At 70.7% G+C, this 20,003-nt stretch carries 14 protein-coding genes; 12 read left to right on the top strand and 2 right to left on the bottom strand.

Features of this window, described 5'->3' with window-relative positions; genetic code table 11:
* Positions 1-2: 2 nt before the first annotated feature.
* Genes hpnI through CBM2594_RS23530 form a run of 4 tightly spaced genes read left to right on the top strand, consistent with a single transcriptional unit; the run spans position 3 to position 4,485 of the window.
* Positions 3-1,214 carry a bacteriohopanetetrol glucosamine biosynthesis glycosyltransferase HpnI gene (gene hpnI, locus CBM2594_RS23515; RefSeq protein ID WP_116359197.1) on the top strand — a complete coding sequence of 404 codons (1,212 nt, stop codon included), beginning with the start codon at positions 3-5 and terminating at the stop codon, positions 1,212-1,214.
* Positions 1,211-2,635, top strand: a complete 1,425-nt coding sequence (gene hpnJ, locus CBM2594_RS23520; protein WP_116359198.1) for a hopanoid biosynthesis associated radical SAM protein HpnJ — start codon at positions 1,211-1,213, stop codon at positions 2,633-2,635. Before hpnI ends, hpnJ begins: the two co-directional genes overlap by 4 nt.
* Before the next feature lie 38 nt (positions 2,636-2,673).
* On the top strand, positions 2,674-3,489 hold the full coding sequence (gene hpnK, locus CBM2594_RS23525) for a hopanoid biosynthesis-associated protein HpnK (RefSeq protein WP_116359199.1): 816 nt from the start codon (positions 2,674-2,676) through the stop codon (positions 3,487-3,489).
* A 9-nt stretch (positions 3,490-3,498) separates the two neighbouring features.
* A complete protein-coding gene (locus CBM2594_RS23530) occupies positions 3,499-4,485 on the top strand; it encodes a lysylphosphatidylglycerol synthase domain-containing protein (protein ID WP_116359200.1) in 987 nt (328 codons plus the stop codon).
* Positions 4,486-4,507: 22 nt separating this feature from the next.
* Here CBM2594_RS23530 and CBM2594_RS23535 read toward each other — a convergent pair whose 3' ends face one another.
* A complete protein-coding gene (locus tag CBM2594_RS23535) occupies positions 4,508-5,152 on the bottom strand; it encodes an MlaC/ttg2D family ABC transporter substrate-binding protein (protein WP_116359201.1) in 645 nt (214 codons plus the stop codon).
* Positions 5,153-5,332: 180 nt separating this feature from the next.
* Here CBM2594_RS23535 and CBM2594_RS23540 point away from each other — a divergent pair, with 180 nt between their 5' ends.
* Both CBM2594_RS23540 and CBM2594_RS23545 read left to right on the top strand, forming a co-directional pair.
* On the top strand, positions 5,333-7,969 hold the full coding sequence (locus CBM2594_RS23540; RefSeq protein WP_116359744.1) for an MMPL family transporter: 2,637 nt from the start codon (positions 5,333-5,335) through the stop codon (positions 7,967-7,969).
* Positions 7,970-8,005: 36 nt separating this feature from the next.
* Positions 8,006-8,794, top strand: a complete 789-nt coding sequence (locus tag CBM2594_RS23545) for an MlaA family lipoprotein (RefSeq protein ID WP_116359202.1) — start codon at positions 8,006-8,008, stop codon at positions 8,792-8,794.
* A 12-nt stretch (positions 8,795-8,806) separates the two neighbouring features.
* Here CBM2594_RS23545 and CBM2594_RS23550 read toward each other — a convergent pair whose 3' ends face one another.
* Complete coding sequence (locus CBM2594_RS23550) at positions 8,807-9,238, bottom strand: FKBP-type peptidyl-prolyl cis-trans isomerase (RefSeq protein ID WP_116359203.1); 432 nt, start codon at positions 9,236-9,238, stop codon at positions 8,807-8,809.
* Between the two features lie 218 nt (positions 9,239-9,456).
* Here CBM2594_RS23550 and CBM2594_RS23555 point away from each other — a divergent pair, with 218 nt between their 5' ends.
* From CBM2594_RS23555 to CBM2594_RS23580, 6 genes are all read left to right on the top strand, one after another.
* On the top strand, positions 9,457-10,791 hold the full coding sequence (locus CBM2594_RS23555; protein ID WP_116359204.1) for a tetratricopeptide repeat protein: 1,335 nt from the start codon (positions 9,457-9,459) through the stop codon (positions 10,789-10,791).
* A gap of 71 nt (positions 10,792-10,862) precedes the next feature.
* Positions 10,863-11,243, top strand: coding sequence for a DUF6152 family protein (locus CBM2594_RS23560; protein ID WP_116359205.1), 381 nt, complete (start codon positions 10,863-10,865; stop codon positions 11,241-11,243).
* 12 nt (positions 11,244-11,255) lie between these two features.
* Positions 11,256-11,768, top strand: coding sequence for a DUF6644 family protein (locus tag CBM2594_RS23565; protein WP_116359206.1), 513 nt, complete (start codon positions 11,256-11,258; stop codon positions 11,766-11,768).
* Between the two features lie 454 nt (positions 11,769-12,222).
* Entirely contained in the window at positions 12,223-13,242 is a 1,020-nt protein-coding gene (locus CBM2594_RS23570) for a helix-turn-helix transcriptional regulator (RefSeq protein WP_147310444.1), read from the top strand.
* Positions 13,243-13,408: 166 nt separating this feature from the next.
* Positions 13,409-18,388 carry an Ig-like domain-containing protein gene (locus tag CBM2594_RS23575; protein WP_147310445.1) on the top strand — a complete coding sequence of 1,660 codons (4,980 nt, stop codon included), beginning with the start codon at positions 13,409-13,411 and terminating at the stop codon, positions 18,386-18,388.
* Between the two features lie 171 nt (positions 18,389-18,559).
* Entirely contained in the window at positions 18,560-19,999 is a 1,440-nt protein-coding gene (locus CBM2594_RS23580; protein WP_232346724.1) for a TolC family protein, read from the top strand.
* Positions 20,000-20,003: the final 4 nt, after the last annotated feature.

Here is a 20,003-nt window from a genome sequence, read left to right on the forward strand (position 1 = left end):
CGATGGCCGCCGCACTTGCCGCCATCCTGCCCGGCGCAGCGCTGGTCTGCGCGGCGGCCGGCTATGCGCTGGCCGCGGCCTGGCTGTCGCGCCGCGGGCCCGCGCCAAGCGCGGCCATGGCCGCCACGCCGGTCAGCGTGCTCAAGCCGCTGTGCGGCGCCGAACCCCGGCTCTACGCCAACCTGGCCACCTTCTGCCGGCAGCGGCATCCATGCTTCCAGCTGGTGTTCGGCGTGCGCGCCGCGGACGATCCCGCCATCGCCGTGGTCGAGCGGCTGCGGCGCGACTTCCCTGCCTGCGATATCGCGCTGGTGATCGATCCGCAGGTGCATGGCAGCAACCTCAAGGTCAGCAACCTGATCAACCTGTTCGGCGCGGCCCGGCACGATGCGCTGGTCATCGCCGACAGCGATGTCGCGGTCGCGCCGGATTACCTGGCGCGCGTGACGGCGCCACTGGCACAGGCCGGCGTCGGCGTGGTCACCTGCCTGTACCGCGGCCACGCCATCGGCGGCTTCTGGCCGGGCCTCGGCGCGCAGTTCATCGACGACTGGTTCGCGCCGGCGGTGCGCATCGCGCATGCGGGCGGCTCGCGGCGCTTTGCCTTTGGCGCGACCATTGCGCTGCGCCGCGACACGCTGGCCGCCATCGGCGGTTTCGACGCCTTGCGCGACCGGCTGGCGGATGATTTCTGGCTGGGCGAGCTGACGCGGCGGCAGGGCTTGCAAACGGTGCTGTCGGATGTGGTGGTGACGACCGACGTCACCGAAGACCGCTTTAGCGAGCTGTGGCGGCATGAGCTGCGCTGGCTGCGCACGATCCGGTCGCTGAACCCGGCTGGCTTTGCCTTTACCTTCGTCACGTTCACCTGGCCGGCGCTGGCGCTGGGGGTGTGGCTGGCACCGCTGCCGCCGGTGATGGCCGCGGCAGTCGTCGGTGTGGCGGCGCGCAGCGTGCTGGCGGGCAGCGCCGCGGCGGCATTGCGGGCGCCGTTGCGCGATGGCTTGCTGCTGGCGGGGTGGGTGTTTGCGATGGCTGGCAGGCGGGTGCGGTGGCGGGAGCAGGAGCTGTCCGTACTTGATTCGCAACACTCCGGTCGCGCGCCGGCCCTCTCCCCCGCCCCTCTCCCGCAAGCGGGAGAGGGGAGAAAACCAGCGCAGTCCTCCCCTGACACTTCACCGTTCACCGGCATCCATACCAAGAGGCCGTCATGAAAAAAACCCTGTTCCTGCAGGCCCCGTCCTTCGACGGCTTCGATGGCGGCGCCGGTTCGCGCTACCAGGCCAAGCGCGAGATCAAGTCGTTCTGGTACCCGACCTGGCTGGCGCAGCCCGCCGCGCTGGTGCCCGGCAGCCGCGTGCTCGATGCCCCGGCCGACGGCCTGACCGTGCAGCAGACGCTGGAGATCGCCGCAGGCTATGAACTGGTGATCATCCACACCAGCACGCCGTCGTTCCCCACCGACGCAAAATTTGCCGAGGAACTGAAGCAGCGCAACCCCGGGGTGATGATCGGCATGGTCGGCGCCAAGCCCGCGGTCGATCCCGGCGGCACGCTGGGCGCCAGCGACGCCATCGACTTCGTCTGCCGCGAGGAGTTCGACTACACCTGCCAGGACGTCGCCGCGGGCAAGCCGCTCCAGGACATCCTGGGGCTGAGCTATCGCCTGCCGGACGGCTCGCTCGAACACAACGGCCAGCGCCCCATGATCGAGGACATGGACGAGCTGCCGTTCGTCGCGCCGGTCTACCAGCGCGACCTCAAGATCGAGAACTACTTCATCGGCTACCTGAAGCATCCTTATGTATCGATCTACACCGGCCGCGGCTGCCGCTCGCGCTGCACCTTCTGCCTGTGGCCGCAGACCGTGGGCGGGCACCGCTACCGCACGCGCTCGGCCGCAAGCGTGATCGCCGAGGTGAAATGGATCAAGGAGAACATGCCCGAGGTCAAGGAGATCATGTTCGACGACGACACCTTCACCGACTTCAAGCCCCGCGTCGAAGAGATTGCGCGCGGGCTCGGCCAACTGGGCGTGACGTGGTCGTGCAACGCCAAGGCCAACGTGCCGTACAGCACGCTAAAGATCATGAAGGAGAACGGGCTGCGCCTGCTGCTGGTGGGCTATGAATCCGGCGACGACCAGATCCTGCTGAACATCAAGAAGGGGCTGCGCACCGACATCGCGCGCCGCTTCACCGAAGACTGCCGCAAGCTCGGCATCCAGATCCACGGCACCTTCATCCTGGGCCTGCCGGGCGAGACCCGCGAGACCATCGAGAAGACCATCGAGTACGCCAAGGAAATCAACCCGCACACCATCCAGGTCTCGCTGGCGGCGCCCTACCCCGGCACCACGCTGTACCGCCAGGCGGTCGAGAACGGCTGGCTCGAGGAAAACAAGGTCATCAACCTGGTCAACGACCAGGGCGTGCAGCTGGCCGCGATCAGCTACCCGCACTTGTCGAAGGAGGACATCTACCACGGCGTGGAAACCTTCTATAAGCGCTTCTACTTCCGCCCCGGCAAGATCTGGGAAATCGTGCGCGAGATGCTGGGCAGCTGGGACATGATGAAGCGGCGCCTGCGCGAAGGCGTGGAGTTCTTCCGCTTCCTGCGCTCGCACGAGGCCTGATCCTGGCCCGGGCGCTTTACGCCGCGGCACCACGCGCGCTGATCGTCACCGCCGACGACTTCGGCCTGCACCCGGCCGTCAACGAAGCGGTGGAACTGGCCCACCGCGACGGCGTGCTCAACGCCGCCAGCCTGATGGTGGGCGCGCCCGCGGCGGCGGATGCGGTAGCGCGCGCGCGCCGGCTGCCCGCGTTGCGCGTGGGGCTGCACGTGGTGCTGGCCGATGGCGCGGCCACGTTGCCGCGCGCGCGCATTCCCGCGCTGGTCGATGCGCACGGCCGCTTCGGCTCGGCCATGGCGCTGGACGGCTGCCGCTTCTTTTTCCTGCCCGCGGTGCGCCGCCAGCTCGCCGCGGAAATCCGCGCGCAGTTCGACGCCTTCGCCGCCACCGGCCTGCCGCTCGACCACGTCAACACGCACAAGCATTTCCACCTGCATCCGACGGTGCTGTCGCTGATCCTGTCGATCGGGCGCGAGTACGGCCTGCGCGCGATGCGGCTGCCGCGCGAGGCCGGCGCGCCCTGGCCGCTGCGTCCGTGGCTGGCGCTGCTGCGCCGCAGGCTGGACCGCGCCGGCATTGCGCACAATGACTACGTGGTCGGCATCGCGCGCAGCGGCCAGATGGACGAGACCGCGCTGCTGCAGGCGCTGGCGCAGCTGCCCCCGGGCGTGGGCGAGATCTACCTGCATCCGGCGGTGGTCTCCGGCGCGGCCATCGCCCCGTCGATGCACGCCTACCGCCATGCCGACGAACTCGCCGCGCTGCTGTCGCCGCGCGTGCGCGCGGCGCTGGAGCGCGCGGCCGGCCGGCGCGGCGGTTTTGCCGATGTGCTCGGCGGCAGCACGTTGTCCTGACGCCTGCCGATGAAACGCCTGGCTTACCTGATGGGACTGCTCGGGCTGCTGGCGCTGACCGCGCTGGTGATCCACCAGGGCGCCGGCGATGTCGCCGCCGTGATGGCGCAGGGTGGCTGGCCGCTGTTGCTGCTGGTGCCGCTGCACGCGCTGCCGCTGCTGCTCGACGCGCAGGGCTGGCGCGTGCTGCTGACTTCCGCCGATCCCGATGAACAGGCCGGCATCGGCTTCCTGTGGTGGGTCGCCGCGGTGCGCGAGGCGGTGGGCCGCCTGCTGCCCACCGTGGGCGTGGGCGGCGAGTTGGTCGGCATTCGCCTGACGCGGCTGCGCATCCGCGACACCACCGCGGTCACCGCCAGCGTAGTGGTCGAAGTGATGCTGACCATGTTCTCGCAATACCTGTTCGCCGCCACCGGCGTGCTGATGCTGGTACTCGCGCTGCAGCAGCGCGCCAGCGCGTCGATCATCCTGGCCGGCTTGCTGCTGTCGCTGCCGGTGCCGGTACTGTTCGCGCTGTCGCTGCGCCACGCCGCGCTCTTCGAGAAACTGGAAGGCGCGGCGCGCCGGCTGTTCGGCGCCGACCACCGCATCGTCGCGATGATCGACGGCGCGCGCCTGGACGCGCAGATCCGCGCGCTCAACCAGCGCCACCGCGAGCTGGCGCAGGCCCTGGGCTGGCAACTGGCCGGACTGCTCAGCGGCACGCTGGAGATCTGGCTGGCGTTGTGGCTGCTGTGCCATCCGGTGCCGCTCTGGCAGGCGCTGGCGATCGAGTCGCTGACGCAGGCCGCGCGCCACGTGGCGTTTTTCGTGCCGGCCGGGCTGGGCGTGCAGGAAGCCGTGGTGGTGCTGCTGGGCCAGCTGCTGGGGATGGACACGCAGGTGGCGCTGGCACTGGCGCTGGTCAGGCGCGCGCGCGAGATCCTGTTCGGCGTGCCGGCGCTGCTGTCATGGCAGTGGGTGGAACTGCGCCGCTGGCGGCGCGCACGCCGCTAGTGCGGCCGCGGCAGGCGCCCGCTCAGATCTCCGACGCCTGGCGCGCGTTATGCGTGGTCAGGTACTTCACCAGCCCGTCGATGCCGTTGCGCGCGACGATGTCGGCAAACTGCTTGCGGTACACCTCGATCAGCCACGCGCCCATCATGTTGATGTCATAGATCTTCCACCCGGTCGCGGTGCGCTGCAGCCGGTAGTCGATCTGCATCTCGTCGGCATTGTTGATCACGCTCGTCTGCACCACCACATCGGTGGCGCCGCTGCCGGCCTTGGACGGCTGGTAGCGGAACCTGACGTTCTGCTCGCGCAGCTGCGCCAGCGAAACCGCATAGCTGCGCACCAGCAGCGTCTGGAACTGCTCGTACAGCTGTTGCTGCTGCTCCGGCGTGGCGGTGCGCCAGGCGCTGCCCAGCGCCAGCCGCGTGGTGCGCTGGAAATCGGTGTAGGGCAGGAACTGCTTCTGCACGACCGCGGTGATCTTGCCGAGGTCGCCGGCGCGCGTGTCGGGCTGCGACTGGATGGTGCCGATCACGCCCTCCACCGCGGCCTGCACCAGCCGCTCGGGGCTGGCGCGCAGGTCGCCGGGCTGGACTGCCTGGGCGTGCACGACGGATGCCATGGCCATCGCTGCCAGCGGCGCCACGGAAAGCAAACGGTGAATCGTCATGGATGCAAGAGCGGGAACCAACAGAGAACGGTGAGGCGGCGGCGCCGGACCAGCGCGCCGACACCCGGCCGACAGTGTATAGCGGATCCGCCCGCATCGCGGCAGCGCCGACGCCGCATGGCGCATGCCGCACGGCGCCAGCCGATATACTCGCGGTTCGTGCTCCTTCCGGATCCGTCCATGCTGACTTCGCTGCTGACACGCATCGTCCGGCTTGCCACCGCCTGGCCGTGGCGCGTCATCCTGCTGGCGGCATTGCTGACGGCGGCCAGCGGCGTCTACGTGGCCCGCAACTTTGCCATCAACACCGACATCGGCCGCCTGCTGGATTCCGACGCGCCGTGGGCGCTGCGCGACGAGGCCATCGGCAAGGCCTTCCCCCAGCGTGGCCAGATGATCCTGGCGGTGGTGCAGGCGCCCGCCGCGGAACTGGCCGATGCCGCCGCCGATGCGCTGGCCGAAGCCTTGCGCCAGCAGCCGGCGCGCTTCACCGCCGTCAGCCAGCCCGGCGGCGGCGCCTTCTTCGCACGCAACGGCCTGCTCTTCGCCGGCACCGATCAAGTCCGCCAGCTGACGCAGCAGCTCGTGCAGGCGCGCCCGCTGATCAACGCCCTCGCGCACGACCCGACGCTGCGCGGCCTGTCCGATGTGCTCGCCACCACGCTGGCGCTGCCGCTGCAGATGGGGCAGGTCAGGCTGGGCGACATGGCCGCGCTGCTGGGCAGCAGCGCGCGCACGCTGGACCAGGTGCTGGCCGGCCAGCCCGCCGCGCTGTCGTGGGCGGGACTGCTCGACGACAGCCTCAGGCCCGGCGCCGACGGCCAGGTCTACCGCTATGTCGCGCTCAGCCCGGTACTCGACTACAGCGACCTGAAAGCCGGCGCCGCCGCCGCGCGCGCGATCCGGCACGCCGCGGCCGAACTGCGGCTGGCGCAGCGCTACCAGGCCTCGGTGCGGCTGACCGGCCCGCAGGCGCTGGCCGACGACGAGTTCGCCTCGGTCAGCGACGGCGCCGTGCTCAACGGCGTGCTGACCGTGCTGGCGGTGGTGCTGATCCTGTGGCTCGCGCTGCGTTCGGCGCGGCTGATCGTCGCGGTGCTGGCGAGCCTGTTCGCCGGGCTGCTGGTCACCGCCGCGCTGGGGCTGGCCATGGTCGGCGCGCTCAACATGATCTCGGTGGCCTTCGCGGTGCTGTTCGTCGGGCTGGGCGTGGACTTCGGCATCCAGTTCGGCGTGCGCTACCGCGCCGAGCGCCATGACCGCGACCACATCGTCGATGCGCTGGGGCTGGCCGCGCGCGCGGTGGGCGCACCGCTGGCGCTGGCCGCCGCGGCCACCGCGGCGGCGTTCTTCTGCTTCCTGCCCACCGACTACCGCGGCGTCGCCGAACTGGGCCTGATCGCCGGCGTCGGCATGATGGTGGCGTTCATCACCACCTTCACGCTGCTGCCGGCGCTGATCGCGGTGCTGAAGCCCGGCGGCGAATCCGCGTCGCCGGGCTTTGCCTGGCTGGCGCCCGCGGACCGCTTCTTCGAACGCTACCGCAAGCCGGTGCTGGGGGTCACGCTGCTCGCCATCCTGGCGGGCGCGCCGCTGCTGCCGCACCTGCGCTTCGACTTCGACCCGCTGCACCTGAAGGATCCGCAGTCCGAATCGATGGCCACGCTGCTGGCGCTCAAGGACGCGCCGCAGGCCGGCACCGACGATGTCAGCGTGCTGGCACCGTCGCTGCCGGCCGCGCACGCGCTTGCGGGCCGGCTCGCGGCGCTGCCCGAAGTGGCGCGCGCGGTCACGCTGCAGAGCTTTATCCCGGACGACCAGCCGCCCAGGCTGCAGGCCATCGGCCAGGCCTCGGCCGCGCTGATGCCGGCGCTGACGCAGCCCGCCGCGGCGCCCGCGACCGACGGCGCGCGCGTCAATGCGCTGCGCAACGCCGCGCGGCAACTCGCCATCGCCGCCGACGAACATCCCGGCCCGGGCGCCGCCGAAGCGGCGCACCTGTCCGCCACGCTGAAAAAGCTGGCCGGCGCGGATGCGCCCACGCGCGACCGCGCCGAGCGCGCCATCGCGCTGCCGCTGCAACTGGCGCTGGCCAGGCTGAAGCTGGCGCTGAGCCCCCAACCCGTCAGCCTGCAGACCTTGCCGCCGGAACTGGTGCGCGACTGGATCACGCCGGACGGACGCGCGCTGGTCAGCGTCAGCCCCAGGCTGCCCGAGCAGGGCAGCGCGCAGCGCGAAGCCGCGCTGGCGCGCTTTATCGCCGCGGTGCAGCGCGTCGCGCCCGACGCCACCGGCGGGCCGATCTCGATCCGCGGCTCGGCCGATACCATCATGACCGCGTTCGCGCAGGCCGGCGCGTGGGCGGTGCTGTCGATCACCCTGCTGCTGTGGATCACGCTGCGCCGCTTCGGCGACGTGCTGCGCACGCTGGTCCCGCTGCTGGTGTCGGCCATCGTCACGCTGGAGCTGTGCGTGGTATTCGGCATTGCGCTGAACTTTGCCAACGTGATCGCGCTGCCGCTGCTGCTCGGCGTGGGCGTCGCCTTCAAGATCTACTACGTGATTGCCTGGCGGCACGGCAAGACCCGGCTGCTGCAGTCCAGCCTGACGCACGCGGTGCTGTACAGCGCCGCGACCACCGCCGTCGCCTTCGGCAGCCTGTGGCTGTCGCAGCATCCCGGCACCGCCAGCATGGGCAAGCTGCTGGCGCTGGCGCTGGCGTGCACGCTGGTCGGCGCGGTGTTCTTCCAGCCGATCCTGATGGGCCGCCCGCGCGAAGGCAGCCATCCAGGACCCGACCAGCCGGCCCTGCCCTGAACCTCGCTTCGCGCCTGACCGACCCTGTTTGCCTCGATGCCTGTTCCGCTTCGCTTTCCGACGCTTGCCACCCCCGTCATCGCCGCCGCCCTGCTCGCGGCCTGCGCCACCGGACCGCAAGCCAGCCCGGACGATCCGCTGGAGCCGATGAACCGCGCCATCTTCACCGTCAACGACAAGCTGGACCAGTATGTCGCGATGCCGGTGGCCAGGGGCTACCAGGCGGTCACGCCGCAACCGGTGCGCACGGCGGTCAGCAATTTCTATTCGAACCTCGCGGACATCGGCAACTTTGCCAACAACCTGCTGCAGGGCAAGGGCGTGGCGGCCGCGGAGAGCTTTATGCGGGTGGCGATGAATTCCGTGCTGGGACTGGGCGGACTGATCGACATCGCCACGCCGGCCGGGCTGCCGAAGCACTCGCAGGACTTCGGGCTGACGCTGGGCACGTGGGGCGTGCCGTCAGGGCCCTACCTGGTTCTGCCGGTGTTCGGGCCCAGCTCGATCCGCGACGGCGCGGGACTGTATGTGAATTTCTGGTTCGATCCCACCACTTATGCCGAGCCGGCGGTGCGCAACTCGCTGTACGGGATGAACGTGGTCGACGTGCGCACCAACCTGCTCGGCGCCACCGACCTGCTCAGGCTGGCGGCGCTGGACAGGTACGCCTTTGTGCGCGACGCGTACCTGCAGCGGCGGCGCTACCTGCTCGGCGAAAACACCGCGTTGCCGGACTACGGCGACGACGAGGACGCCGGCGCCGACCCCGCAGCGGCAGCATCCGCGGGCACGCCGGCGCCCGCGCAGCCGCAGTCGCCGCGCTGAAGGCGCTGGCGCTTAGCCGCCGACGCCCAGCAGCACCACCTCGAAGGTCAGCGTGGCATTCGGCGGGATCGTGCCCGGCACGCCGCGCGCGCCGTAGGCGGTGCCCGGGGGGCAGGTCAGGCGGGCCTTGCCGCCCACCTGCATGGCCTGCACGCCCTCGGTCCAGCACGGGATCACGCGGTTGAGCGGAAACGAGATCGGCTGGCCGCGCTTGTACGAGCTGTCGAACTCGGTGCCGTCGGCGAGCGTGCCGCGGTAGTGCACCTGTACCGTGTCGGTGGCCTTGGGCGAGGCGCCGTTGCCCTTGATCAGGTGCTGGATGGTCATGCCCGACGCCAGCGTCTGCGGCGCTGACGCGGCGGCAGGCGCCGAAGCGGCCGGCCCGGCGGCGCACGCGGCGCCGGCAAAGGTCAGGGTGCCAAGGAAAAGCGCGAGTGTTTTCATGGAAGGCCTGGTCTCGAGGTCTGATTGGGGATGCGGCAGTTTAACCGACGCACGCGAGCGGTATGGTCGCGGTATGACGGCGGCGGCATATCGCGCATTCCACGCGCGCCGCCGGCAGGCATGGTGCGCCGCACCGCGCCGCGCCCGTTACACCGGGCGTTTTGCCGTCTACGATGGTTCGTGACAGCCCGCCGCCGCGCGGGCGCACGGAGACGGTCATGGCACTGACGGATTCCCGGGACCTCGCGGTCTCGACCTTGAACACGCGCTCGGTGGCGCAGTACGAGACCGCCCTGCGCCTGCTGAACGGCTACTACGGCGACCCGCTCGCCGTGATCGACGCGGCGCTGGCCGACGACCCCGGCTTCGCCATGGGCCACGCCCTGCGCGCCGCGCTGATGCTGACTTCGGGCGACGGCACCGCCGAGCCCCTGCTGCGCCAGAGCGTCGAAGCCGGCGAAGCCCTGCACGCCCGCGCCAACGAGCGCGAGCGCCGCCATATCGCCGCGGCCCGCGCCTGGCTCGGCGGGGATTTCGAGCGCGCCGTGCGCGGCTATGGCGACATCGTGATCGATCATCCACGCGACCTGCTGGCGCTGCAGACCGCCCACCTGGGCGACTTCCTGCTGGGCCAGTCGACCATGCTGCGCGACCGCGTGGCGCAGGCCCTGCCGCACTGGGACGCCGCCATGCCCGGCTATGGCTATGTGCTTGGCATGCACGCGTTCGGCCTGGAAGAAACCCAGCTCTACGAGCGCGCCGAGGAAGCCGGCCGGCGCGCGCTGGAATGCCAGCCGCGCGACCCGTGGGCGGTGCACGCGGTGGCGCACGTGATGGAGATGCAGGGCCGGCGCGCCGATGGCATTGCCTGGCTCGAAGGCCGCCGCCAGGACTGGGCCGACGACAACATGCTGGCCGTGCATAACTGGTGGCACCTCGCGCTGTTTCTGCTGGAGGACGACCGGACCGACGAAGTGCTGGCGCTGTACGACCGCGCCATCAGCCGGCCCGCGCCGGCGATCGCGCTGGACCTGGTCGACGCCTCCGCGCTGCTGTGGCGGCTGCACCTGCGCGGCGTCGACGTGGGCCGGCGCTGGCAGGCCGTGGCCGATGACTGGCTCGGCCGCGGCGCGGCCGGCTATTACGCCTTCAACGACGTGCATGCGGTGATGGCAAGCGTGGGCGCGCAGCGCCCCGCGGCGGCCGACCAGGTGCGCGCCGCGCTGGAGCGTGCCGCGCTGGGCAACGGCACCAACGCGATGATGTCACGCGAGGTGGGGCTGCCGGTGGCCGATGCGCTGATCGCGTTCGGGCAGGGCGACTACGCCGCCGCCATCGAACTGCTGCTGCCGGTGCGCCTGCTCGCGCACCGCTTCGGCGGCAGCCACGCGCAGCGCGACGTGATCGGGCTGACACTGCTCGAAGCGGCGCTGCGCAGCAACCGCCGCAACCTGGCGCTCGCGCTGACGGCCGAGCGCGCCGCGCTCAAGCCCATGAGCCCGGGCCTGCGCCGGCTGGTGCAGCGCGCCGACACCTGCCGCGCGCAACCCTGACGGGCAGGGTGCGCTGCGGCAAGGTCAGGAATCGGCGCCTATACTGCACCTGTCCTGACCGGAGACCCGCCATGCCCAGCATTCGCGCCCTGTTCCGCCCCGCCCTGTTCCGTCGCGCCCTGAGCGCCGCCGCCCTGGCCGTGGCGGCCGTCCCCGCCATCGCCCACCACGGCTGGTCGACCTATGACGAGACCCGGCCGCTGACGCTGACCGGCAAGATCGTCGAAAGCCATTACGAGAACCCGCACGCGCACATCCGCATCGACGCTGGCGGCAAGCGCTGGCTGGCGGTGCTGGCACCGGTATCGCGCATGGAAGCGCGCGGTGCGACCTCGGACAAGGTCGCGGTGGGGCGCGAGGTCACGCTGGTCGGCTACGCCAGCAAGGAAAAACCGGACGAGCTGCGCGCCGAGCGCATCACGATGGACGGCAAGACAGTCGAGCTGCGCTGAGCCGCACGCCGCATGCCGGCGCTGTTCGCCGCCTGGACCGAATGGGCCAGCACGCTGGCGCGGCTGCCGTTCGCAACCGCGCTGCGCAGTTCGGCGTGGGCCTACCCCGCGGTGGAGATCGTCCACCTCGCCGGCATGGCGCTGCTGTTCGGCTCCATCTTCGTGGTCGACATGCGGCTGGCCGGGCTGGGCCGGCGGCTGCCGGTGAGCCTGCTGCTGCGCCATGCGCTGCCCTTCACCATCGGCGCCTTCATCGCCGTCGCGGCCAGCGGCGTGCTGCTGTTCGTGGCCCATGCCGACGAACTGGCCGCCAATCCCGCCTTCCTGGCCAAGCTGGGCCTGATCGCGCTGGCGCTTGCCAACGTGCTGTGGTTCCACGCGGGCCCGAGCCGCAGCCTGCACGACCGCGAGCACGGCTGGGACGCCGACGCCCCGCCGCCTGCCGGCGCCCGCCTGAATGCCATTTTGTCGATCGCCGTATGGTTGCTGGTGATCTGCGCCGGGCGGCTGATCGCTTACGTCTGAATCGGCGCGCCGGCACGGGCGCACGCCGCTCCCTGGTCCTCCGCATGCGCGTAAACGCCAATCCCCGCCATGAATCCGCGCACGCACAATCCATTCGCGAAATCCAATATTCGATTAAAGTGATACATATCGTCGTAAATGCAAATTTCGCTACCGGATATTATTTTTATTTAAATCTGGTTTGCAAATAAGAAGGACCGGCGGCGGTCCTGTCTGGCAGCACATTGGCTCCCGCGGATGCGGCCCGAAACCGGGGCGCGGCGAGCTTTGCAGGCAGCGCCGAACGTCGCGACGCATGGGGGACCCCTCTGCATGGCATAGGCCGGCAAGGGGCGGGTCATCATGAGGTCCGGTTTGCCATCACGGCGTTGCCGTGGTTTTCGTGGGGGAAAACCTGGCGGTGCATTCGCGCCGCCAGGCCGGCTTCGGCCTTACCCAGGAAACGCATCGGCACATGACCAAGGCCACGATCCAGACCGCGCGCATCGCGGGGAACAGCCCGGACCAGGTCCGCGCAGCGCTGTCGCAACTCTATCCCGGCGTTGCGGTACACACGGCGTCGCCAGCATTGGACTTCGAGCTGCAGCAACACCAGTTCGGCGAACTGGCGGTGATCCGGCTCTCGACCACCGCGGCAATTCAACTGGATCTGGCGCAGCGTGTCGACGGCTACTTGCTGCTGACCGCCGCGCAGGGCGCCGGCCTCGAGACCGGCAGGACCGCGTGCGCACCGCTGTCGCCAACGCCGGCATCGTTTGTGCTCGACATGCAGCAGGTGGGGGTCTGGCGCTGGCAGCCCGGCAGCTACGACATGGTCATGATCGACGGCGCACGCCTGCATAACCGGCTGCGGCACCTGCTGGAACGCCCACTGGTGCAGCGCGTGAAATTCCACCAGTCGATTCCGGCCGATGCCCCGGCGCTGCAGCTGGCACGCGCGCTGGCCGGCGCCGCGCCCGGCTTGCGGCGCGATGACGAACGCATGCGCGCCTGCGCGGCGGAGCTGGCGCTGAGCCTGGCCGACGCGCTGGTCTACGCCGTGCTGGACGATATCCCGCACAACTACTCGCTGCTGCTGGAGCAGCGCCACGCCGGACCGTCGCCGCGCCACGTCAAGCGCGCGATCGACTATATCCATGCCAATGCCCGCGCCGTGCTGGCGCTGGACGACATTGCCCGCGCGGCACGCGTCAGCGTGCGCACGCTGCAGGCCGGCTTCGCCCGCTTCCAGGGCTGCTCGCCGATGCAGTATGCCAAGCGCGTGCGGCTCGAAGGCGTCTATGGCGCCTTGCGCGGCGGCGAGCTCGAGCACTCGGTCGCGCAGATCGCGCGGCAATGGGGCTTCAGCCACCTCGGCCAGTTCGCCCATGACTACCGGATGGCCTTCGGCGAAACGCCATCCGAAACCCGGCGCACACGCCTGGGCGCGTCCAATGACGACGCCTTCGCCAGCCGCGGCGGCGTGCCCGGCTGAGCCGCGCGCACGCGGCACCGGCCCTGCCGCTATCGGGATTGCGCAGCGCCTATCAAACCGGCGCACTGTATCGAATCTGAAACAGATCTCGCATGGACGAATGTGTGTGCGCGCGAATACTGTGCATGCACTACCTACCGGTCACTCAGGATGAAGGAGACTCAGCATGGCTTCGTCAGGCGTTCTGCTCAACCACACGGATGTTCCTGTCGCCCCTGGCACCCGCAGCGTTGCCTCACCTGAGGGCCCGGCCAACTTCCTGATCGCCGCGCAGCGCGACAGCGTCGCCAACTACGCGCGCGAAGGCAACGACCTGCTGCTGACCATGCGCGATGGCAGCACGCTGCGCATCCAGGGCTTCTTCACCCACGGCGCACAGTTCAACAACCTGGTGTTCGTGCAGGAAGACGGCCAATGGCTGGCCGACTTCAGCCAGGCGCTCGGCGCGCAGGGCGATGGCGTGGCCGAGGCGGCGATGCTGTTCGAGCCGATCGGCGACAGCAGCTCCACGGCAGTGCTGCTCGGGGTGCTGGGCGCTGCGGCCGGTGCCGGCATCATCGCGGCCGCGGCCAGCAGCGGCGGTGGCGATGGTGGCGGCAGCGGCAGTAGCGGCGTCGGAGCAGGCGGGGGCGTCGCGCCGGCCACGCCCACGGTTGCGCCCACCAACGGCGCCACGCTGTCCGGCACCGCGCCGGCCGGCAGCACGGTCGGCATCGACTTCAGCGGCGACGGCAAGGCCGATGCAACGGTCACCGCCGATGCCGCGGGCAACTGGACCTACACGCCGCCGCAGCGGCTTGCCGACGGCACCGTGGTCAGCGTGACCGCCACCGATGGCTCCGGCAATACCAGCCCGCCGGCCACGGTGACCGTCGATGGCGCGGCGCCGGCAGCGCCCACCATCAACGCGGCCAGCAACGATGCCGGCACGGCGATCGTTGCCGGAGGCAGCACCAGCGACACAACGCCCACGCTGTCCGGCGACGCCGAAGCGGGCAGCACCATCAGCGTCTACCACGGCACCACCCTGCTCGGCACCACCACCGCCGACGCGGCCGGGCACTGGACCTTCACGCCGCCGTCGGGCCTGTCCGACGGCAACTATGCGCTGACGGTCACCGCCACCGATGCGGTCGGCAATACCGGCCCCGCCAGCGCACCGTTCCTGCTCACGGTCGATACGGCCGCGCCCACGGCGCCAACGATCACGCCGAGCAACGGCACCGTGATCGCTGGCACCGCCGAACCCGGCAGCACCGTCCATATCGACCTGAATGGCGACGGCACGCCCGACGCCACGGTCACCGCCAACGCCGGCGGCACCTGGACCTACACCCCATCGCCGGCACTGGGCGACGGCACCGTCGTCAGCGTCACCGCCACCGACGCCCCAGGCAATACCAGCACGCCGGCCACCGCCACGGTCGATGCCAGCGCGCCGGCCACGCCGGCGCTCGCCGGCGTCGTGGATGACGCTACGCCGTCGACCGGCCCGCTCGCAGACGGCGATGCCACCAACGACGGCACCCCGACCCTTTCCGGTACCGCCGAGGCCGGCAGCACCATCAGCGTCTACAACGGCACCACGCTGATCGGCACCACCACGGCAGACGCCACCACCGGCGCCTGGAGTTTCACGCCGACAACAGCGCTGCCCGATGGCGCCGTGAGCCTGACCGTCACCGCCACCGATGCCGCCGGCAATACCAGCGCGCCCAGCACTGCCTTCACCTTGACGCTGGATGCCACGCCGCCAGCGATTCCGGCCATCGCCAGCGTCACCGACGACAACCCGGTCGCCACCCCGCTTGCGTCGGGCGACAGCACCAACGACAGCACGCCGACGCTTTCCGGCACCGCCGATGCCGGCAGCACCATCAGCATCTACAGCGGCGCCACGCTGCTCGGCACCACCGTCGCGGATGCCACCACCGGCGCCTGGAGCTTCACGCCGGGCACGCCGCTGACCGATGGCCCCAATGCACTGACCGCTACCGCCACCGATGCAGCGGGCAACGTCAGCGCGCCGACCGCCGCCTTCAACCTGACGGTCGATACGGCGCCGCCGGCGGCTCCGAGCATCACCATTGCCAGCGGCACCACCATCTCGGGCACTGCCGATCCCGGCAGCGCGATCGATATCGACCTGGATGGCGACGGCACCCCGGACGCCACTGTCACCGCCGATGCCACCACCGGCGACTGGACCTATTCGCCCGCCACACCGCTGCCCGACGGCACCGCGATCAGCGTTACCGCCACCGACGCCGCCGGCAACGCCAGCGCACCGGCCACCGCCACGGTCGACGCGGCGCCGCCTGCGGTTCCGGCCATCACCAGCGTCACCGACGACAACCCGGTCAGCACCCCGCTGGCCTCCGGCGACAGCACCAACGACAGCACGCCGACGCTTAGCGGCACCGCCGATGCCGGCAGCACCATCAGCATCTACAACGGCGCCACGCTGCTCGGCACCGCCGTCGCCGATGCCACCACCGGCGCGTGGAGCTTCACGCCGACGACGGAGCTGGCCGACGGTCCCCATGCGCTGACCGCTACCGCCACCGATGCAGCCGGCAACGTCAGCGCGCCGACGGCCGCCTTCAACCTGACGGTCGATACAGCGCCTCCGGCGGCTCCGGGCATCACCATTGCCAACGGCACCACACTCGCCGGCACCGCCGAGGCTGGCAGCACGGTCAATATCGACCTGGATGGTGATGGCACCCCCGAAGGCACTGTCGCCGCCGATGCCACCACTGGCGACTGGACCTACTCGCCCGCTGGCGGGCTGCCCGATGGCGCGGTCGCCAGGATCACCGCCACCGATGCCGCAGGCAATACTAGCGGCGCCGCGACGGCGACCATCGATGCCCTGCCGCCCGCGGTCCCGCTCATCACCAGCGTTACCGACGACAATCCGGTCAGCACCCCACTGACCTCCGGCGACAGCACCAACGACAGCACGCCGACGCTTACCGGCACCGCCGATGCCGGCAGCACCATCAGCATCTACAACGGCGCCACGCTGCTCGGCACCGCCGTTGCCGATGCCACCACTGGCGCGTGGAGCTTCACGCCCACCACCGAGCTGACCGACGGCCCCTACGCGTTGACCGCTACCGCCACCGATGCAGCCGGTAACATCAGCGCGCCGACTGCCGCCTTCGACCTCACGGTCGATACGTCGCCGCCGGCTGACCCGAGCATCACCACTGCCAACGGCACCACGATCGCGGGCACAGCCGATCCCGGCAGCACCATCAACATCGACCTGGACGGCGATGGCACCCCCGAAGGCACCGTCACCGCCGATGCCACCACCGGCGACTGGTCCTATTCGCCCGCCGGCGGGCTGCCCGATGGCGCGGTCGCCAGCGTCACCGCCACCGATGCCGCGGGCAATACCAGCGGCCCTGCGACGGTGACCATCGATGCCCTGCCGCCCGCGATCCCGGCGATCACCAGCGTCACCGACGACAACCCGGTCGCCAGCCCGCTTGCGTCGGGCGACAGCACCAACGACAGCACGCCGACGCTTACCGGCACCGCCGATGCCGGCAGCACCATCAGCATCTACAACGGCGCCACGCTGCTCGGCACCGCCGTCGCCGATGCCACCACCGGCGCGTGGAGCTTCACGCCGACCACCGAGCTGGCCGACGGTCCCCATGCGCTGACTGCTACCGCCACCGATGCGGCGGGCAACGTCAGCAGCCCGACCGCCGCTTTCAACCTGACGGTCGATACGGCCGCGCCGACCGCCACCGCGACGGTCACCGCGCTCACCGACGATACCGGCACCGCCGGCGACTGGATCACCGCCGACACCACCCCCGTGGTCAGCGGCACGCTCAGCGCGGCGCTGGCCGCCAACGAGACGCTGCAGGTCAGCATCGACGGCGGCGCCACCTGGGCCGATGCCGTGATCACCGGCACCACGTGGCAATGGTTTCCCCCCGGCCAGCTCGCGGACGGCACCTATACGATCACCACGCACGTGACCGACAGCGCCGGCAACCTCGGCACGGTCACCACGCAGAGCTTCACCGTTGCGCAGCAGGCGGCGCCAGAGGCGGCCGTGAATGAAGCCGGCGGCTTGCTGGGCATTGCCGATGCCAACCTGCTGGGGCTGATCGACCTGAGCGCGCAGCAGTTCTTCACCGCCAGCGACTACAACGAGAACATCCAGAGCGTTGAGATCACGTACGGCGGCCTGCTGGGCGTTGGCATGCAGCGGCTCAATGCCAGCCAGGCGCTGGCTGCGGAACTGGGGCTGGCCTTCGCCGTGGACAACGACCCCGGCCTTCTCGGGGTCATCGGCCCGTCGTCCACGCTGACGGTCACGGCGCTGGACGGCGGCCCGATCGACAACCTGAGCCTGAACGAACTGCTCGGCTCGATCACGCTGGAAGGCGGCCTGCTCGGCGTCAGCGTAAGCCTGCTCGATGCGATGACGATCACCGCCACCGACACCACCGGGCTGACCACCACATCGACCGGCAGCCAGCTGGTCAGCGCCGGCGTGCTGACCGACCTGCTCGGCGCAAGCCAGCCATCGGCCATCATCGAAGGCGACGCCGCCGGCAATACGCTCACGGGCAGCGCTGGCAATGACCGGCTCTACGGCTACGGCGGCAATGACACCATCAACGCCGGCGACGGCAGCGACCTGGTGCGCGGCGGCGCGGGCGACGACACGCTGAATGGCGAGGCCGGCAACGACGTGCTGATCGGCGGCGCCGGCAACGACACCATGAGCGGTGGCGCCGGCACCGATGTGTTCCTGTGGGAAGACCGCGGCAACGACAACACCGGCGCCAACGGCAGCGACGTGATCACGGACTTCACCGTGGGCACCGCGCCCGGGCAAGCCGGCAACGACGTGCTCGATGTGTCCGCGCTGCTGGAAAACTACGCCGCCGACGCCAACGGCCCCGCCCACTACCAGAACGGCGTGGCCAGCATCGACGCGGGCGACAACATCGGCGACTACCTCAGCGCCACCCAGCAGGGTGCCGACACCGTGATCACCATCGACCGTGACGGCGCCGGCCTGGACTACAGCGCGCAAACGCTGGTGACGCTGGCCAACGTGAACACCAACCTGGAGACCTTGCTGGCCAACCAACAGATCCTGGTCTGACCCTGAGCCCCCGGCCCGGCGGCGTGCGCGAGCAGCCGGGCCGGCCGTGGCGCCGGCAGCCATGCGTGCATGCCTGCCGGCGCAATCGACACACCGGATGGCATCGCAATTTTGTTCCCAGTCAGACTGACCCTTGACACCGGCGCGAGCGCCGGCCCCGGCTTCGGCCACATGCTGTTTCCCAACCCCGCCGCCTCGCGCGCGGCAAGGACGTTTCCGGGCACACGGCTCGCCACACTGCTGGCCTCCCTGTCGGTGGCGTTGCCGGCCGCCGCCGCGCCGGTGCCCGGGCCGGCCGGCGTGCCGGCGCTGGCGGCAACGGCGACGCTGGCTGCCGCGCCGGCGCCGGCGCCGACTGCGGCCGCCTCGGCCGGCATGCCGGCAACCCTGCGCATCCCGCTGGCCGGCATGGCGCTGCACGAGGCCGTCGGCATCGCCATCTCGCGCCATCCGGATATCGGCCGCGCCAACGCGGTGGTGGCGCAGAGCGAGGCCGAGATCGCGGTGGCGCGGGCGGCGTGGTACCCGAAGCTCGAATACGGCGTGCGTCCCGGCTATGGCGGCAGCTTTGGCAGCGGCGGCAACGACATGGGCGCGCGCGCCTCGGTCGGCGTCAGCCAGCTGCTGTACGACTTCGGCCGCACCGCCAGCAAGGTCTCGGCCGCCGACGCCTCGCTGGTGCAGCGCCGCCATGAGCTGTCCGACACGGTCGAGCAGATCGCCTACAACACTGCCTCGATCTATATCGAACTGGTCGCAAGCCAGGCGGTGATGGCGGCCGCGCAGCGCCAGCTCGAAACGCTTGCGCTCACGCGCGACAAGATCGGCCAGCGCGTGCGCGCGGGGCTGTCGGTCAGCTCGGACGGCACCATGGCGGACGTGGCGATCCAGCGCGCCCGCACCGAGGTGCTGCGCGCGCGCACCCGTTTCGACGTGGCCGCGTCGCGCCTGGCCGAGCTGATCGGCGTGCGGCCCGAGCGCGTGGCCGAACTGGCGCGCACCGAAGACGAGGTCCGCGGCCTGGGCGACGAGGGCGACGACATCGAGCACACGCCCAAGGTGCTGGCCGCCGCGGCGGCGGCCGACGCCGCGCACGCCCGCGTGACGCTGGCCGAGGCCGAGCGCTTCCCGTCGGTCAGCGTGGGCGTCAGCCGCTCGGTGTCGACCGGGCGCGCCAACGCCAACGATGACACATGGATCGGGGTGGCGATCGCCGGCGACTTCTCGCTGGGCGGACTGAACCGGCACCGCATCGACGCCGCCCGCGCCGGCCAGCGCGCCGCGCAGCAGGCGCTGGACAATGAACGGCTGCTGGCCCGCACCACGCTGCATTCGGCCGCCACCGAGGCGGCCGGCGCCGCGGCGCGCACGCAAAGCTACGCGCAGATGATCGCGCTGCTGCGCGCCTCGCGCGACCTGTACTGGCAGGAATACATCCTCAACAAGCGGACCCTGACCGACGTGCTCAATCCCGAGCGCGAGATCTTCCTGGCCGAGCAGGAATGGATCGGCGCGGTCGCCGACGGCATGCTGGCGCGCATCAAGGCGCACGCCGCCACCGGCAGGTTCGTGGCCTTGCTGCGGGAGCACGACAGTGCAAGCCACCCTTGACGCA

This window comes from Cupriavidus taiwanensis, assembly GCF_900249755.1.
Lineage (GTDB): Bacteria > Pseudomonadota > Gammaproteobacteria > Burkholderiales > Burkholderiaceae > Cupriavidus > Cupriavidus taiwanensis_D.

Bases quoted from the DNA above. Each gene is read 5' to 3' on its own strand.
- CBM2594_RS23565 (WP_116359206.1), top strand. From the start codon at position 11,256: ATGCCGGCGCTGTTCGCCGCCTGGACCGAATGGGCCAGCACGCTGGCG.
- CBM2594_RS23545 (WP_116359202.1), top strand. From the start codon at position 8,006: ATGCCTGTTCCGCTTCGCTTTCCGACGCTTGCCACCCCCGTCATCGCC.
- CBM2594_RS23555 (WP_116359204.1), top strand. From the start codon at position 9,457: ATGGCACTGACGGATTCCCGGGACCTCGCGGTCTCGACCTTGAACACG.
- hpnJ (WP_116359198.1), top strand. From the start codon at position 1,211: ATGAAAAAAACCCTGTTCCTGCAGGCCCCGTCCTTCGACGGCTTCGAT.
- CBM2594_RS23540 (WP_116359744.1), top strand. From the start codon at position 5,333: ATGCTGACTTCGCTGCTGACACGCATCGTCCGGCTTGCCACCGCCTGG.
- CBM2594_RS23560 (WP_116359205.1), top strand. From the start codon at position 10,863: ATGCCCAGCATTCGCGCCCTGTTCCGCCCCGCCCTGTTCCGTCGCGCC.
- CBM2594_RS23535 (WP_116359201.1), bottom strand. From the start codon at position 5,152: ATGACGATTCACCGTTTGCTTTCCGTGGCGCCGCTGGCAGCGATGGCC.
- hpnI (WP_116359197.1), top strand. From the start codon at position 3: ATGGCCGCCGCACTTGCCGCCATCCTGCCCGGCGCAGCGCTGGTCTGC.
- CBM2594_RS23570 (WP_147310444.1), top strand. From the start codon at position 12,223: ATGACCAAGGCCACGATCCAGACCGCGCGCATCGCGGGGAACAGCCCG.
- CBM2594_RS23550 (WP_116359203.1), bottom strand. From the start codon at position 9,238: ATGAAAACACTCGCGCTTTTCCTTGGCACCCTGACCTTTGCCGGCGCC.
- CBM2594_RS23580 (WP_232346724.1), top strand. From the start codon at position 18,560: ATGCTGTTTCCCAACCCCGCCGCCTCGCGCGCGGCAAGGACGTTTCCG.
- CBM2594_RS23530 (WP_116359200.1), top strand. From the start codon at position 3,499: ATGAAACGCCTGGCTTACCTGATGGGACTGCTCGGGCTGCTGGCGCTG.
- CBM2594_RS23575 (WP_147310445.1), top strand. From the start codon at position 13,409: ATGGCTTCGTCAGGCGTTCTGCTCAACCACACGGATGTTCCTGTCGCC.